Here is a 14680-nt window from a genome sequence, read left to right as displayed (position 1 = left end):
CGGATTACAACCAGAAGCAATCCAGCTCCATCACCTTGGTCCAGGCCCGCACGAAATCCCGGGCGAAGCGTTCGGCTCCATCGGCCTGGGCATAGATCTCGGCGATGGCACGGAGTTGGGCGTTGGAGCCGAAGACCAGGTCGGCGCGGCTGGCCCTCCAGCGCAGTTCTCCGCTCGTGCGGTCGCGCCCCTCGTAATGGGTTTGGCTCGGATCGGTAGGTGTCCAGGCGGTACCCATGTCGAGCAGGTTGACGAAGAAATCAGTGCTCAGCACGCCGGGCCTGTGGGTGAACACTCCATGCGGCGAGCCACCACTGTTGGCCCCGAGAACCCGCAGGCCACCGACTAAGACGGTCATCTCCGGGGCGCTCAGGCTCAGTTGCTGAGCCCGATCGAGCAGGAGCTCTTCGGCGCGCAGGGGTAGGCCGCTGCGCTGGTAATTGCGGAACCCATCGGCCAGTGGTTGCAGCACACCGAAGGCGGCCACGTCGGTCTGCGCTTGGCTGGCGTCGCTGCGGCCGGGATGGAAGGGCACCTCGACCTGGAGCCCAACGGCTTGTGCGGCCTGCTCGATTCCGACGCCTCCGGCCAGGACAATCAAGTCGGCGATGGAGAGCTGCTTGCCGCCGCTCAAGCGCTGGTTCCACTGCTGCTGCAGGGTCTCTAAGGCTTGGAGCACCGGCTCCAGTTGGTCGGGGTCGTTGGCCTGCCAGCTCCGCTGGGGTTGCAGACGCAGGCGTCCGCCGTTGGCACCGCCTCGGCGATCGGAGTCGCGGTAGGTGGAGGCGGCAGCCCAGGCGGTGCTGACTAGTTGGGCGACCGACAGATCCGTTGCGGCAATGTCAGCCTTAATGGCGACTAGGTCTGCGGCATCGACGAGCGGATGACTCCGAACGGGGATGGGGTCCTGCCAGATCAGCTCTTCGCTGGGGACTTCCGGGCCGAGATAGAGGCTGCGTGGCCCCAGGTCACGGTGGGTCAACTTGAACCAGGCCCGCGCGAAGGTGTCGGCGAAGGCCTGCTGGTCCTGGTGGAAGCGCCGGGCGATCGGCGCCATCACCGGGTCATGGCGCAGCGAGAGATCAGCCGTGGTCATGATCGGCGCGGCGGTCCTCCCTGGGACGTGGGCATCGGGAATCAGGTGTTCAGGCCGCACGTCCTTGGCCACCCACTGCCAGGCTCCGGCTGGACTTTTGGTCAGCTCCCATTCATAGGTGAACATCATTTCGAAATAGCCCCGATCCCAGCGGGTGGGGTTGGGTTTCCAGGCCCCTTCGATGCCGCTGGTGATCGTGTGCTCGGCGCAGCCACTGCCAAAGCGGTTCTGCCAACCCAGGCCCTGGTGCTCGAGGCCTGCACCTTCCGGCTCAGCCTCCAGGTGCTCAGCCGGCGCTGCGCCGTGGCATTTGCCAAAGGTGTGCCCACCGGCCACAAGGGCCACGGTTTCTTCGACCGTCATGCCCATGCGGGCAAAGGTGTCGCGCACATCCTTGCCTGAGGCCACCGGATCGGGATGGCCCTCAGGGCCTTCCGGATTCACATAGATCAGCCCCATCTCAACGGCGGCGAGGGGCTGATCAAGCGTGCCGTCCTCCTGGTGGCGCTGATCGCTTAACCACTGGGTCTCGCGGCCCCAGAAGACATCGGCCTCTGGGGCCCAATGGTCAACGCGGCCGCCCGCAAAACCAAAGGTGGGAAAGCCCATCGACTCCAGGGCCACATTCCCCGTGAGGATGATCAGATCGGCCCAGGAGATGCCGTTGCCGTATTTCTGCTTGATCGGCCAAAGCAGGCGCCGGGCTTTGTCGAGATTGGTGTTGTCCGGCCAGCTGTTCAACGGGGAGAAGCGCTGGTTGCCGTGTCCCGCGCCACCGCGACCATCGATGAGGCGATAGGTGCCGGCGCTATGCCAGGCCATGCGGATAAAGAGTGCGCCGTAATGCCCCCAGTCCGCAGGCCACCAGGGCTGCGAGTCGGTCATCAACGCCAGCAGATCTCCCTTGAGAGCGGCGTAGTCGAGTTTCTGGAATTCAGCGGAGTAGTCAAAGTCGGGCCCCAAGGGGTTGCTCGCGACTCCGTGTTGATGCAGCAGCGTCAGGTCGAGTTGGTTGGGCCACCATTGCCCTTGCTCCGCTTGGCTCGCGGCGGTGACGGCGCCAACATGTCCACTGAAGGGGCACTTCAGTTCACTCATGACGTTCAGCCGAGTGGCTCAATCTCCTTGGCTTAAAAATTAGTTGGCACGCCAAAAAGTTCTTGATTTACGGCGATCTATGACGGCCGGTTCTATTCCGTGACGTCTTTCAGACATTCCTTGGCAAGCCGGCTAACGGATTTGAACCGATGGCCTTCGCTTTACAAAAGCGCTGCTCTACCACTGAGCTAAGCCGGCAACGGGGCATGGCCCCTGGTCAGAGCTTATCGCTCGGCCATGGACCAGAGCAGCAGCTGGGTGCGGTTGCGGCAACCGGTTTTGGCCAGCAGCCGCGACAGGTGGGATTCGACCGTGCGTCGGCTGAGGCTGAGGCTGACCGCGATTGAGCCGTTGCTTTTGCCGTCTCGCAACTCAGAGAGGACCCGCCGCTCGGCTGGTGTGGGCTGAAGGCCTGAGGGGGCAGCCATGGAGAGAGGCAATTGCCCCAAGCATTCCCCTGGATCAGCCCTGGCTGACGATGGGCTCGGGTTCGCCTTCCTCCGTGGCTGTTTCGCTGGCGGCAGGCGCGTCTTCGCTTGCGGGCTCCTCGGCCTCCTCCTCGCTCGCGGCCTCGGGAGTTGGTTTAACGATGGCCCGGCGAATTGGCAGGTTGGCCACCAGGGCGGTCACGCGATCCTCAGTTTCCAGGCTGACATCGCCTTCGCTGAGATCGATCTCGACGTAGCGGCTGACCACCTCGAGGATCTCGCGCCGCATCTGCTCCAGCAGTTCCGGATTGAGATCACTGCGGTCATGGGCCAGCACCAGCTGCAGGCGCTCCTTGGCCGTGGTGGCGCTGGCGGGCTGCCGCCCAAGCAACTTGTCGATGAATTCGCGCAGGCTCATCAGTTCAGAAAATCTTGGTTTGCATCAGGCGGCTGAGCTTGGCGCGCAAGCCTTGCTTGACCTTGGAGGGATCAATCAGCGGGACGTCCTCACCACAGATGCGCCGGGCGATGTTGCTGTAGGCCGTGGCGGCAGGGGATTTGGATCCGCTCAAGGTGAGGGGTTCACCGCGGTTGGTGCTCACGATCACCTGCTCGTCCTCTAGCACCAGACCAAGCAGCGGCAGGGCCAGGATGTCGGTGACGTCATCCACTGCCAACATCTCTTGGTTGGCCATCATCTTGGGGCGCACCCGGTTGAGCACCATCTGAATCGGCTGGATGCCACGGGTGTTGAGCAGGCCGATCACCCGGTCGGCGTCCCGCACGGCGGACACCTCAGGGGTGGTGATCACGATGGCTTCCTTGGCGGCTGCGGCCGCGTTCTTAAAGCCGTCTTCGATGCCAGCTGGGCAGTCGATCAGCACGATGTCGTGGCTCTCGCCGAGCATCTCGGCGATGGTTTGCATGTCCTCGGGCTTCAGCCACTCCAGCATCCGTGGATTGCCCGCCGGCAGCAGGGCCAGGTTGGGCTCCTGCTTGTGCTTCACCAGTGCCTGCTCGAGGCGGCAGGTTTCCGAGAGAACGTCCTGGGCGGTGTAGACGATGCGGTTCTCGAGGCCCAGCAGCAGATCCAGGTTGCGCAGTCCAAAATCGGCGTCCAGCACGGCGGTCCGCATGCCCTGCCTGGCCAGAGCAATGCCCAGGTTGGCGGTGAGGGTGGTTTTGCCCACACCCCCCTTGCCTGAACAGATCAGGATGAAGCGACTACTGGAGGCCACAGCGCACCGAAACGTGCGTGAAGGTTAAGGCCAATTCAGTCGTTTCTCCCTAGACATCAGACGTCAGCTGTGGGCCGTCATGGCAGCCAGTCAACGTCTCCTTGTGATGCCCGATGACGGGGCTCAGGCGGTCGTGGATTGGATCGACCAGGCCCAGTCCCAGCTGCTGCTCAAGCAGTTCAAGCTGCAGAGCGAGGCCATCGAGCAGGCCCTGCTGCGCGCCCAGCAACGGGGGGTGCGGATTCGGGTGATGCTCAATCCCCACACCTCCGGTGGTGACCGCTGGAATGACGAGGCCTTTGCCTTGCTTCAGGGCTGGGGAGTGGAGGTGGCCTGGACCAGCGAGCGCTTCCCGGTCACCCACGAGAAATCGATGGTGATCGATGGTCAGGCGGCCCTGATCGCCACCTTCAACCTCTCAGAGAAGTACTTCACCGAGACCCGTGATTACGGCGTCGTGAGCCATGACCCGCTGGTGATCGAGCAGGTGATTGCCGGCTTTGACGCGGACTGGGAGCGCCGCGCGTTTGATCCCCGCCTCGATGTCGGCCTGGTCTGGAGCAGCGTCCACAGCCGCGGGCAGATGGCCCGGGTGATTGATAGCGCCCAGGAGTCGCTGCGCATTCAGCACCCCAAGTTTGTGGACGCCGTGATCCTGGAGCGGCTGGTGGCCGCCAAGCAGCGTGGGGTGAAGGTGCGGGTGCTCTGCGGCGGCAAGCACGGCCTGAGCGATTGGGATGTCTACGACACCTTCAGTTCCCTGCGCTTGCTGGAGCACGCCGGGGTCAAGATCCGGCGCCAAAAGCAGTTGAAGCTGCACGCCAAGTTGATCCTGGTGGACGAGCGCGCCGCCATGACCGGTTCGATGAATATCGACCGCAGCGCCTTTGATCTCCGCCGTGAACTGGGCATTGAGGTGGATGCCCCAGAGGTGATCGCTCGCCTGTCGGAGACGTTCAACGCCGACTGGGAGTCCGCCAAGAAGTACAGCGCCCCGGATCCCCTGGATCCGGCGTATCACGAGGAGGGCGAGCTGCCGCCGGACCCCCACTTCGTGCACGACTGATGCCTCCCACCCACCGGCAGTTGTTCTGGGGCATGCAGCAGGTGGCCCTGTCCTCCTTTGGAGGAGGACTCTCGGCCTGGAGCGAGCGGATCGTCGTCGAAGACAAGGAGTGGATGACCAAGCAGGAGTTCATCACTGGCCTGACGGTGGCCCGCCTGTTCCCTGGCCCCAACCAGATCAACATGGCGATCTATATCGGCAGCCATTTCCGTGGCCTGACCGGCGCCTTGGCGGCCCTGGCGGGAATCCTGCTGCTGCCCTTCAGCGTCTTGATGGCGCTTGGGCTTGCTTACTACTACCTCCACACCTCGGTGGGAGTCGATCGTCTCCTGGCGGGAGTGATCACGGCCTCAGCGGGCATGGCCCTGTCCATGGGCTTCAAGATTGCCGCCGCCTACCTGAGGGATCGCGTCGCCCTGCTGCTGGCTGCCATCAGCTTTGTGGCGATGACGGTCTTCCATGTGCGCCTGGTGCCGTTGGTGTTGGTGGCGGGCCCCTTGGCGATGGCCTGGTATTGGCCGAGAAAGCCATGACCAGCCTGCTGGCTGCGGTCTGTCAACCGGCCCATCTGGGGGATTGGCGCAATTTGATCGCCGTGATCTGGGACTTCCTCAGCCTGTCGCTGTTTTCCCTGGGTGGCGGGAACACGCTGCTGGCGGAGTACCACTACATGGCGGTCGACAAGTACTGCTGGCTGAGCTCCCAACAGTTCGCCGAGATCTACGCCATTGCCGAAGGGGCACCGGGTCCCAGCTCGATGATTGTTGGTTTGCTCGGCATGGGGGCTGCCTTTCAGGAGGGCCCCTTCTGGGGTCTGCTCAGTGGGGTGATGGCGGAGGTGGCGATCCTGTTGCCCTCCACCCTGCTGATGGTGATTGCGGCCTTGAGTTGGAATCGCTTTAAGACCTCCCCCTTTCGGCTGGCCTTCGAGCGCGCGATGGGACCGATCACCCTCGGGGTGCTGTTTGCCGTTGGCCTGAAGATCCTGCGGATCTCCGATCACGACACCCCCGCCTATGCGGTCTCGGCGGTTGTCTGTTTTTTGATGCTGCGCACCAAGATCTCTCCCCTGTGGTTCATGGCCGTGGCCGCTGGCCTGGGGGCGTTTGGTTTGGTGAACCGTTAAGCCTCCTGGGGCCAGAGCGGTTCAGCCGGTCGGATGGCAATGGCTCCATCCAGCAGCAGTGCCTCCTCGCTGAATCCCGGAGGGGGTAGGTCCTCAGGGCCCCTTGCCACGGCGTCGGCAATGCGCAATTGCAGCGGGCGCAGTTGCAGCGCCACGACCCGAGCCGCGGTGTTTCCCGCTTGGCCGGCATGGGCAATGCCGCGCAGCCGTCCCCAGACCCGAACGTCCCCGTTGGCACTGACCCGGGCCCCTGGATTGACGTCTCCGAGTACCAGCACCGAGCCATCGACCTGCAGGTGATCGCCCGAGCGCAGGGTGCCTCGGTGGATGGTGAGATCGTTGGCCTCCGCTGCAGGGCGGCTTAGCTCGGGAACTGCTTCTGTGATCAGGGCGGTTTCGAGCCCAAGCGCCGCTGCGGGAACCAGGCTCAGGGCCTCCCGGGCTTCGACGCGAACCAAGGGTTGTTGGGCTTGCTGGAGCAGCTCGGCGATGGCGCGCAGGTCCGGCAGGCTCAGCAGCCGGTCGTCGCAGACCAGCACGGCAGCTCCAGGGCCGTCTGTCGCCCCCAGTTGTGAGCGGACTTCATCGAATGCCGAGGCCTCAGCCTTGCGAAGGGGCTTGAGCTGGAAGCGACGGGGAGCGGCCTGCATGGCGTGCAACTTAGGGATCTCCCGCCGCAACTTCCAGGGCCAGGGCTTCGCGGATCGCCGGGGTGATCTCCGGTGGATGAATCAGCCAGGCGGTTTGGGTTGGTTGGATCAGGCTGCGAATCAGCGGTGAGCGCTGCTCAATGGCCCCGAGCTGATGGCCATCCCAGAGACGAAGCCCACCTTTATAAGGGTGATAGCCGTGGTTGCTCTGCTGGTGCAGGCCGCAGCAGAGGTCAGGGCGCAGTCCGGCCGACTCACTCAGGGTCTGTGCTCGAGCCAGTAGCGCCAGACGCCTTTCCTGGGGGAGCTGGCTGAGATCGGAGGCCCGCAGCAGTTCTCGGTTGAGGACCCGTCCGCAGAGTTGCTGGAGCGGGGCCGGCCCCTCCTCCAGCCAGCGCTGCAGGTGATAGCCGGTTCTCACGTCGTCATTGCCCAGGAAGGCCTCCAGATCCAGGGTCTTCGGTTCCCAGAGCCAGCGCTGCATCACGGCATCGGCCCAGACCTGATCGGGTCCCAGTTCTCGGGCCAGCGCAATGGTCCGGTTCAGCAGCCAGTTGCAGACCACATTGAGGCGGTGGTTGTAGACGCTCCGATACATCAGATTGCGCACCACCAGGTAGTGCTCGACAGCCATCAGCCCCTTGGGCTGCAGGGCGAGTTGGCCATCGGGGGCCAGGGTCAGGCTGGCCAGGATGCGCTCGAGGTCGAGCACCCCGTAGCTGGCGCCTGTGTTGTAGCTGTCCCGCAGCAGGTAATCGAGGCGATCGCAATCGAGCTGGCTGCTGACGAGCGCCTTGATGGCTGGATTGCGAAAGCGGCCGTGCTCCAGCAGGTCGGCGACCTGATCGGCCGTGCCCTCGGCAAAGGCTTCAAGCGGCTCCCTGAGCGAGGGGTGCTCACGGATCAGTCGACTGGACCAGCTCTCATGGTGCAGTCCATACATCTCCTCGCCGGAGTGGCTGAGGGGGCCATGGCCGACGTCGTGCAGCAGGGCCGCGGCATAGAGCACCCCCCGGTGCTCGCTCAGCTCGGGATGGCTGCGGCCCAGGTTGCCCAGGGCTTGGCGCGCCAGGTGCAGGACCCCCAGGGAGTGGGTGAAACGGCTGGACTCGGCCCCGTGGAAGGTCAGGTAGGCCGGCCCCAGTTGCCGGATCCGCCTGAGCCGCTGGAAGACCGGCGTGTCGATCAGATCGATCGCTAGGGCTTCGGCGGGTTCGCGCCGGGAGAGTCGGATCGCCCCGTGCAGCGGATCGTGATAGGTGCGGGCGCTCATCCGGCGTCGATCTGCTCAGCGAGCTGGTTCAGGGCGATCTCCAGCCAGGTGTCTCCATCGCCGCCGGGATTGAGCGGTTCGGGATCCGCCAGGCGTTGGTCGGGTTCGATCCCCAGGTTTTGGATGTCGCGTCCACTGGGGGTGAGGTAGCGGGCCACGGTCACGGCCAGACCACTGCCATCGCCCCCTAGGCCGATCAGGGTCTGGATCAAGCCCTTGCCAAAGGTCCGGCTGCCCAGAAGCGGTGAGCGCTCGTCGTCCTGCAGGGCCCCAGCCAGGATTTCACTAGCGCTGGCGGTGCCTTCGTTCACCAGGGTGAGCATCGGGCCGTCATAGAGCTGGCCGCGGCTGGCCTGCTGGGCATCGCTAAAGCCATCACGGTTTTGGGTCTCGACGATTGGGCCCCCATCCAAAAAGACGTTGGCGACGGCCAGGCCGGCGCTGACGAGGCCGCCGGAGTTGTTCCTGAGATCCAGGATCAGGCCATCGATGTCCTGGGCTTGCAGCTTCTGCAGTGCCTTGGCCAGCTCCTGGGGAACGGGTTCGGCGAACTGAGTGATGCGGATGTAGCCCAGGCGATGCCCAGCGGTTTGGATCAGGCGGCTGCGGACGGGCTGCAGGTCCACCTGCCGGCGCCTGAGTTCCAGCTCTTGGGATTTGCCGCTCGGGGTGATCAGCTCCAGCAGAACGGAGGTGCCTTCTTTGCCCCGCAGACGGGCCGCGGTGGCCTCCAGGCCCAAATCCGCTGTGCTCAAACCATCGACACTCTTGAGAACGCTGGCGCTGCTGATGCCGGCTTCGGCCGCCGGGGAGCCCTCGAGCGGGGCAATGACCACGATGGCGGTGTCGTCCTGGCGAATCCCGAGCTGCAGGCCGACCCCACTGACGCTTCCTTCTGTATTGGCCTTCAGCGTGCGGAAGTCAGCGGGCCTCAGCAGGCGGGTGTAGGGATCTCCAATCGGGGTCAGCATCGCCTCGATGGCGTCGTAGGCATCGGCACTGCTCTGGATGGAGCGCTCCAGTGCTTTCTGCCGCAGCCGTTTCCAATGAATGGTGTCGAAGCGATCGGGATCGACATAGCTCTGGTTCACCAGGCGCCAGCTCTCCACCACGAGCTGTTGGCCATCGTTGAGGGCCAGGGCAGGTGCGGCGGTCAGCCAGAGGCTTAATAACCAGGAGAGCGCAAGCGCTGCAATGGATTTCAGCTCCCTTGAGCGCCGCGGAGTCGGGTTTTGTGGCGGTGATGTCACAAGCGGCGCCGCGCTCACGAGCGGCAGGAGGTGATCGGTAGACTCTGCCAACCAAACCCAATCGCTGCATGGCGAACTCCTCACCCGCCGCCGGCGGAAAGTCATCGCCCGTCTACGACTGGTTCAACGAGCGCCTGGACATTCAGGACATCGTTGACGACGTCGCGTCGAAGTACGTGCCGCCCCACGTCAACATCTTCTATTGCCTGGGCGGCATCACCCTGGTCTGCTTCCTGGTGCAGTTCGCGACCGGCTTCGCGATGACCTTCTATTACAAGCCGACCGTGGCTGAGGCCTACGCCTCGGTCCAGTACCTGATGACCGATGTCAGCTTCGGCTGGCTGATCCGCTCCGTGCACCGCTGGAGCGCCTCGATGATGGTGCTGATGTTGATCCTGCACGTCTTCCGCGTGTACCTGACCGGCGGCTTCAAGCGCCCCCGTGAGCTCACCTGGATCACCGGCGTGACCATGGCTGTGATCACCGTGTCCTTCGGTGTGACCGGTTACTCCCTGCCCTGGGATCAGGTCGGCTACTGGGCCGTGAAGATCGTCTCGGGTGTTCCCGCAGCCGTGCCTGTCGTCGGTGACTTCATGGTTGAGCTGCTGCGCGGCGGTGAGAGCGTTGGCCAGGCCACCCTCACGCGCTTCTACAGCCTGCACACCTTCGTGATGCCTTGGCTGCTGGCCGTGTTCATGCTCATGCACTTCCTGATGATCCGGAAGCAGGGCATCTCCGGTCCCTTGTGATTTCCGCCAGGGGATCGCTTTGTTGCGATCCCTGACGGCTCTCTTTCGACGGCTCCGCCACACCCAGGGCGGTTTCTAGCCTTCCTTCACTGGGAAATAAACGACTCCAACGTCGGTCACCCTCATGCACATCCTTAAGAAGCCAGATCTCAGCGATCCCAAGCTGCGGGCCAAGCTCGCCAAGGGCATGGGCCACAACTATTACGGCGAGCCCGCCTGGCCGAACGACCTGCTCTACATCTTCCCGGTGGTGATCCTGGGAACCCTGGCCTGCCTGGTGGGCCTGGCTGTTCTCGACCCCGCGATGCTGGGCGACAAGGCTGATCCCTTCGCCACTCCTCTGGAGATCCTTCCTGAGTGGTACCTGTACCCGGTCTTCCAGATCCTGCGCGTGGTGCCCAACAAGCTGCTGGGTATCGCTCTGCAGACCATGATCCCCCTGGGTCTGATGTTGGTGCCCTTCATCGAGAGCTTCAACAAATTCCAGAACCCCTTCCGCCGTCCGGTGGCCATGGGTGCCTTCCTGTTCGGCACCGTGTTCACCATCTATCTGGGCATCGGTGCGGCTCTGCCGATCGACAAGTCCCTGACCCTGGGTCTGTTCTGATCCAAAGCCCTGCGCTTGTGTTCTTCAGCCCTGGCCTCGTGCCGGGGCTTTTTTGTGCCCGCCCTTAGGGCGCGTTGATGTCGAGCATGTCCACATCGTCGGTCTTGACCCGCAGGATGTGATGCAGCAGAAGGAAACCGACAATGGTCCAGGTCTGATAGGTCCGCGCCTGCTGTCCCACCCAGGTGCCGGTTGGTCCATCGAAGTACTCGGCCCACTGCTGCCTTGGCAGTTGGTTGAGCTGCATCCAGTAGCACTCTTCCAGCATGGCCTGCATCTGTCCCATCAGCAGGACATCGGCCGTGGGATAGAGCCGTTGATGCAGCAGAACGGCGCCGCCGAGGTACCAGAGCAGGCTCGGCCAGTGGCCTCCGTTGTGATAGCTCCAGGGCCAGTTCTTCGGGTCTGATCCGGTTTTCTCACTCCACTTGTCCCCTTCGAGCGGTGGATGGCAGATGCGCATGGGCATCTGGGCCATGAGCTCATCACGGTTGTGGAGCACCAGGCGGAAGAGAGCCCGTTGCTGGGGTGCGGTGATCAGACCAAAGAGGCAGCCCAGACAATTGCCCAGGCTGTAGAAGCGGAAGTCCGGCCGGCCGGTCCGCATGTTGCCGATCAGATAGCCGCCGCGATCCTCGAGCCAGTCCTGCAGCCAGGGCGGAATGACCTGGGGCTGGACGTTGAATTCGTTGAGGGACTGCTGCTCGCCGTATTGCTCGGTGGGGCGCCGGCGCAGGACCTGCATGGTTTTGCTGGTCACCCAGTAGTGCTTGAGCAGGTATCGGCGTAGGTCGTATTTCCACTGCTTGGTCAGGACCAGTCGCTGCTCCAGCAATCGACTGTTGTGGCTTTTCTGCGCCAGCTCCATCAGTTGGCAGCAGCAACCGAGGCAGCCGAAGAGCAGGGCCTCGACCTCCAGTGGAGCGCCCCAGACATCCATGGGGCGATCAATCATGAACGAGCAGTCCGGCACGAAGAGCACGGGCGTGCCCTCGAAGGTGGGGTGCAGGACCAGATCGAGCAGTAATTGGATCCCCCTCTGGACCTTCTGGCTGGCGCCGAACTCGTAGTCCTTGCTGCGTTTGACGTAGAGCCAGGCGAGGACAGGCCACCAGAGGCTGGCATCGACACTGGTGATCCGGCCGATGGAGCGCTGTCCGTAGTCAGCGAGGAGCTCGTCGCCGTCCTCGACAAAGCTGGTGGGGAAGACGCCGCGGGTTTGGTAGGTGCTGCTCTGCAGCTCCAGGGAGATATCGAGGAAGTTGCGAACGATTTGGTAGCGGCCCTTGAGCAGCAGGTAGAGCATCACCGGGACGTTGTCCCGCAGGAAGACCTCGCCGTAGTTCAGGGCTTCATCCCCACCGCCTGGATGGGAGAGGGCCGCTACGGATCCAACGAGTTCACCGCGGATGCGAACCAGGGTCTTCTCAAAGTGCTCCTCTGCGGCCGCAACGACCGCCTCTTCGCGCGAGCTGGGTCTGACGCGAAGGCGCTCTTGGCTGAATTGCTTGGCCAGGACTGGCCTCCCGCTCGTCGCCTGTCTTGCCAAACCCTAGAAATGGTCTGGGGTTTCGTCAGCCCCATGGATTGGGTTTGACGTGGGTGGGGTCAATGGTGTTATGGTTATGTGCTGCGAGCAAACCGAGAGGTGAGCGAGCAGCGAACTGAAAGCTGGGGTGACCTGGTGATGTAGGTTCGATCAGCGGCTGAGACGCCGCTGTGAACCGAAAGCCGAGGGAACTCGGTGATGTAAGTTCAACAAGCGGTCGCGAGGCCGCGGACCGAGAGCCCGAAAGACCTGAGAGGGTCGAGCTGAGAAGCGTGCGGTTATCGGAGCACCTGGACAACTGAACGTTTAGGAACTGACGCTTTCACTGCGTTAGTCGGATGCTGAGGCTGAGAGGCTGAGGTTGATGGTTAACGAAGATGCAGTGAGGGTGTGAGGTCCCGTCAAAAATTTTTTAGTTGTGGAAGCTCATTGCTTGCATGATCTTTTGATTTCACGGTCAAGGGTTGTGTCGGTGTGCAGTGAGTGGAGCAACGACCGGATCTGAGATCCTGGAAAGTCTGAACGAAAGAAATTTTGTTTTGCACTCTTTGAACGCTTCTGTCAGAGGAAGTGGCATCAACTGCGACAGTGCGCCAGTGCTGGAGTGGGTGAAGCAAATCAAATTGAGGCTGCGCGAGCAGTCAATAGGATTTGATCTACAACGGAGAGTTTGATCCTGGCTCAGGATGAACGCTGGCGGCGTGCTTAACACATGCAAGTCGAACGAACCTTCGGGTTAGTGGCGGACGGGTGAGTAACGCGTGAGAATCTGCCCTCAGGAGGGGGATAACGGTTGGAAACGACCGCTAATACCCCATATGCCGCGAGGTGAAATGAATTTCGCCTGAGGATGAGCTCGCGTCTGATTAGTTAGTTGGTGGGGTAAAGGCCTACCAAGACATCGATCAGTAGCTGGTCTGAGAGGATGATCAGCCACACTGGGACTGAGACACGGCCCAGACTCCTACGGGAGGCAGCAGTGGGGAATTTTCCGCAATGGGCGAAAGCCTGACGGAGCAACGCCGCGTGAGGGATGAAGGCCTCTGGGCTGTAAACCTCTTTTATCAAGGAAGAAGATCTGACGGTACTTGATGAATAAGCCACGGCTAATTCCGTGCCAGCAGCCGCGGTAATACGGGAGTGGCAAGCGTTATCCGGAATTATTGGGCGTAAAGCGTCCGCAGGCGGTCTGTCAAGTCTGCTGTTAAAGCGTGGAGCTTAACTCCATTTCGGCAGTGGAAACTGACAGACTAGAGTGTGGTAGGGGCAGAGGGAATTCCCGGTGTAGCGGTGAAATGCGTAGATATCGGGAAGAACACCAGTGGCGAAGGCGCTCTGCTGGGCCATAACTGACGCTCATGGACGAAAGCCAGGGGAGCGAAAGGGATTAGATACCCCTGTAGTCCTGGCCGTAAACGATGAACACTAGGTGTCGGGGGAATCGACCCCCTCGGTGTCGTAGCCAACGCGTTAAGTGTTCCGCCTGGGGAGTACGCACGCAAGTGTGAAACTCAAAGGAATTGACGGGGGCCCGCACAAGCGGTGGAGTATGTGGTTTAATTCGATGCAACGCGAAGAACCTTACCAGGGTTTGACATCCTGCGAATCTCTTGGAAACGAGAGAGTGCCTTCGGGAACGCAGTGACAGGTGGTGCATGGCTGTCGTCAGCTCGTGTCGTGAGATGTTGGGTTAAGTCCCGCAACGAGCGCAACCCACGTCGTTAGTTGCCAGCATTTAGTTGGGCACTCTAGCGAGACCGCCGGTGATAAACCGGAGGAAGGTGTGGATGACGTCAAGTCATCATGCCCCTTACATCCTGGGCTACACACGTACTACAATGCTACGGACAAAGGGCAGCAAACTCGCGAGAGCTAGCAAATCCCATAAACCGTGGCTCAGTTCAGATCGTAGGCTGCAACTCGCCTACGTGAAGGAGGAATCGCTAGTAATCGCAGGTCAGCATACTGCGGTGAATACGTTCCCGGGCCTTGTACACACCGCCCGTCACACCATGGAAGTTGGCCACGCCCGAAGCCGTTACTCCAACCCTTGTGGAGGAGGACGTCGAAGGTGGGGCTGATGACTGGGGTGAAGTCGTAACAAGGTAGCCGTACCGGAAGGTGCGGCTGGATCACCTCCTAACAGGGAGACAAACAACGATTTTGATGCCTGAGTACTTTTATTCTTAGGCCGAAATCCTGTCACCTTAGGTCGATCGGTACCTCAACTTCAATCCTGTGAGTCGCAAGACTGCACAACGATTGATTTTTAGTTCCTAAACGTTGTCTAGGTCACCCCATAGAGGGTTCACTTCCTGGGCCATTAGCTCAGGTGGTTAGAGCGCACCCCTGATAAGGGTGAGGTCCCTGGTTCAAGTCCAGGATGGCCCATTCCAAAATCCATTTTGGATCATTTGGGGGTTTAGCTCAGTTGGTAGAGCGCCTGCTTTGCAAGCAGGATGTCAGCGGTTCGAGTCCGCTAACCTCCACTAACACTACTGAACTCCTAAGCCAGGAAGAGCTTCTTGGTTGGTGACTAGACGTTGTTCC

At 62.0% G+C, this 14680-nt stretch carries 13 protein-coding genes, 3 tRNA genes and 1 rRNA gene; 8 read left to right on the top strand and 9 right to left on the bottom strand.

Annotated features, from left to right (window positions below):
- Positions 1–4: 4 nt before the first annotated feature.
- From katG to minD, 5 genes are all read right to left on the bottom strand, one after another.
- A complete protein-coding gene (gene katG, locus LY254_RS05995; RefSeq protein WP_247479591.1) occupies positions 5–2194 on the bottom strand; it encodes a catalase/peroxidase HPI in 2190 nt (729 codons plus the stop codon).
- A 126-nt stretch (positions 2195–2320) separates the two neighbouring features.
- Positions 2321–2392: transfer RNA gene (locus tag LY254_RS05990), tRNA-Thr, on the bottom strand.
- A gap of 26 nt (positions 2393–2418) precedes the next feature.
- A complete protein-coding gene (locus LY254_RS05985; RefSeq protein WP_247479589.1) occupies positions 2419–2622 on the bottom strand; it encodes a helix-turn-helix transcriptional regulator in 204 nt (67 codons plus the stop codon).
- A 34-nt stretch (positions 2623–2656) separates the two neighbouring features.
- Positions 2657–3040 (bottom strand): cell division topological specificity factor MinE, encoded by a 384-nt coding sequence (minE, locus tag LY254_RS05980; protein ID WP_247479587.1) that lies wholly within the window; start codon positions 3038–3040, stop codon positions 2657–2659.
- A gap of 4 nt (positions 3041–3044) precedes the next feature.
- Complete coding sequence (gene minD, locus LY254_RS05975; RefSeq protein ID WP_247479585.1) at positions 3045–3860, bottom strand: septum site-determining protein MinD; 816 nt, start codon at positions 3858–3860, stop codon at positions 3045–3047.
- A 79-nt stretch (positions 3861–3939) separates the two neighbouring features.
- Between minD and LY254_RS05970 the strand changes: the two genes are divergently transcribed.
- The 3 genes from LY254_RS05970 to LY254_RS05960 are packed head-to-tail and all read left to right on the top strand — an operon-like array spanning position 3940 to position 6052.
- Positions 3940–4926 carry a phosphatidylserine/phosphatidylglycerophosphate/cardiolipin synthase family protein gene (locus tag LY254_RS05970; protein ID WP_247479584.1) on the top strand — a complete coding sequence of 329 codons (987 nt, stop codon included), beginning with the start codon at positions 3940–3942 and terminating at the stop codon, positions 4924–4926.
- Positions 4926–5459, top strand: a complete 534-nt coding sequence (locus tag LY254_RS05965) for a chromate transporter (RefSeq protein ID WP_247479583.1) — start codon at positions 4926–4928, stop codon at positions 5457–5459. The genes LY254_RS05970 and LY254_RS05965 overlap by 1 nt, the downstream gene beginning before the upstream one ends.
- On the top strand, positions 5456–6052 hold the full coding sequence (locus tag LY254_RS05960; protein ID WP_010315057.1) for a chromate transporter: 597 nt from the start codon (positions 5456–5458) through the stop codon (positions 6050–6052). Before LY254_RS05965 ends, LY254_RS05960 begins: the two co-directional genes overlap by 4 nt.
- Here the strand turns inward: LY254_RS05960 and LY254_RS05955 are convergent.
- Genes LY254_RS05955 through ctpZ form a run of 3 tightly spaced genes read right to left on the bottom strand, consistent with a single transcriptional unit; the run spans position 6049 to position 9276 of the window.
- Positions 6049–6702, bottom strand: coding sequence for a septum site-determining protein MinC (locus LY254_RS05955; RefSeq protein WP_371820523.1), 654 nt, complete (start codon positions 6700–6702; stop codon positions 6049–6051). The two genes, LY254_RS05960 and LY254_RS05955, sit on opposite strands and share 4 nt — an antisense overlap.
- Positions 6703–6712: 10 nt before the next feature.
- Positions 6713–7975 (bottom strand): HD domain-containing protein, encoded by a 1263-nt coding sequence (locus tag LY254_RS05950; protein WP_010315061.1) that lies wholly within the window; start codon positions 7973–7975, stop codon positions 6713–6715.
- Positions 7972–9276 (bottom strand): carboxyl-terminal processing protease CtpZ, encoded by a 1305-nt coding sequence (gene ctpZ, locus LY254_RS05945; RefSeq protein WP_247479581.1) that lies wholly within the window; start codon positions 9274–9276, stop codon positions 7972–7974. Before ctpZ ends, LY254_RS05950 begins: the two co-directional genes overlap by 4 nt.
- Before the next feature lie 17 nt (positions 9277–9293).
- On the opposite strand from ctpZ, the gene petB reads away from it, so the two are divergent.
- Together petB and petD are read left to right on the top strand one after the other, a co-directional pair.
- Positions 9294–9974 carry a cytochrome b6 gene (gene petB, locus LY254_RS05940; RefSeq protein WP_010315065.1) on the top strand — a complete coding sequence of 227 codons (681 nt, stop codon included), beginning with the start codon at positions 9294–9296 and terminating at the stop codon, positions 9972–9974.
- A 124-nt stretch (positions 9975–10098) separates the two neighbouring features.
- Entirely contained in the window at positions 10099–10581 is a 483-nt protein-coding gene (gene petD, locus LY254_RS05935; protein WP_010315067.1) for a cytochrome b6-f complex subunit IV, read from the top strand.
- Positions 10582–10645: 64 nt separating this feature from the next.
- Here petD and LY254_RS05930 read toward each other — a convergent pair whose 3' ends face one another.
- Positions 10646–12097: a glycoside hydrolase 100 family protein gene (locus LY254_RS05930; RefSeq protein WP_247479771.1), complete on the bottom strand. Its 1452-nt coding sequence runs from the start codon at positions 12095–12097 to the stop codon at positions 10646–10648.
- Between the two features lie 691 nt (positions 12098–12788).
- On the opposite strand from LY254_RS05930, the gene LY254_RS05925 reads away from it, so the two are divergent.
- The 3 genes from LY254_RS05925 to LY254_RS05915 all read left to right on the top strand — a co-directional run bounded on the left by LY254_RS05925 (position 12789) and on the right by LY254_RS05915 (position 14619).
- Positions 12789–14273 (top strand): 16S ribosomal RNA (locus LY254_RS05925).
- 174 nt (positions 14274–14447) lie between these two features.
- Positions 14448–14521: transfer RNA gene (locus LY254_RS05920), tRNA-Ile, on the top strand.
- A 25-nt stretch (positions 14522–14546) separates the two neighbouring features.
- Positions 14547–14619, top strand: a tRNA-Ala gene (locus LY254_RS05915).
- Positions 14620–14680: the final 61 nt, after the last annotated feature.

The organism is Synechococcus sp. NB0720_010 (genome assembly GCF_023078835.1).
In the GTDB taxonomy this organism is placed as follows: domain Bacteria; phylum Cyanobacteriota; class Cyanobacteriia; order PCC-6307; family Cyanobiaceae; genus Vulcanococcus.
Note: the sequence above shows the minus strand (reverse complement) of the source record. Positions and strands in the feature narration are given on the sequence as shown.

What these genes read in the sequence shown, in the direction of transcription:
- LY254_RS05960 (WP_010315057.1), top strand. Translation starts at nt 5,456, where the DNA reads ATGACCAGCCTGCTGGCTGCGGTCTGTCAACCGGCCCATCTGGGGGAT.
- LY254_RS05955 (WP_371820523.1), bottom strand. Translation starts at nt 6,702, where the DNA reads ATGCAGGCCGCTCCCCGTCGCTTCCAGCTCAAGCCCCTTCGCAAGGCT.
- LY254_RS05965 (WP_247479583.1), top strand. Translation starts at nt 4,926, where the DNA reads ATGCCTCCCACCCACCGGCAGTTGTTCTGGGGCATGCAGCAGGTGGCC.
- LY254_RS05985 (WP_247479589.1), bottom strand. Translation starts at nt 2,622, where the DNA reads ATGGCTGCCCCCTCAGGCCTTCAGCCCACACCAGCCGAGCGGCGGGTC.
- LY254_RS05950 (WP_010315061.1), bottom strand. Translation starts at nt 7,975, where the DNA reads ATGAGCGCCCGCACCTATCACGATCCGCTGCACGGGGCGATCCGACTC.
- petD (WP_010315067.1), top strand. Translation starts at nt 10,099, where the DNA reads ATGCACATCCTTAAGAAGCCAGATCTCAGCGATCCCAAGCTGCGGGCC.
- LY254_RS05970 (WP_247479584.1), top strand. Translation starts at nt 3,940, where the DNA reads ATGGCAGCCAGTCAACGTCTCCTTGTGATGCCCGATGACGGGGCTCAG.
- minE (WP_247479587.1), bottom strand. Translation starts at nt 3,040, where the DNA reads ATGAGCCTGCGCGAATTCATCGACAAGTTGCTTGGGCGGCAGCCCGCC.
- katG (WP_247479591.1), bottom strand. Translation starts at nt 2,194, where the DNA reads ATGAGTGAACTGAAGTGCCCCTTCAGTGGACATGTTGGCGCCGTCACC.
- petB (WP_010315065.1), top strand. Translation starts at nt 9,294, where the DNA reads ATGGCGAACTCCTCACCCGCCGCCGGCGGAAAGTCATCGCCCGTCTAC.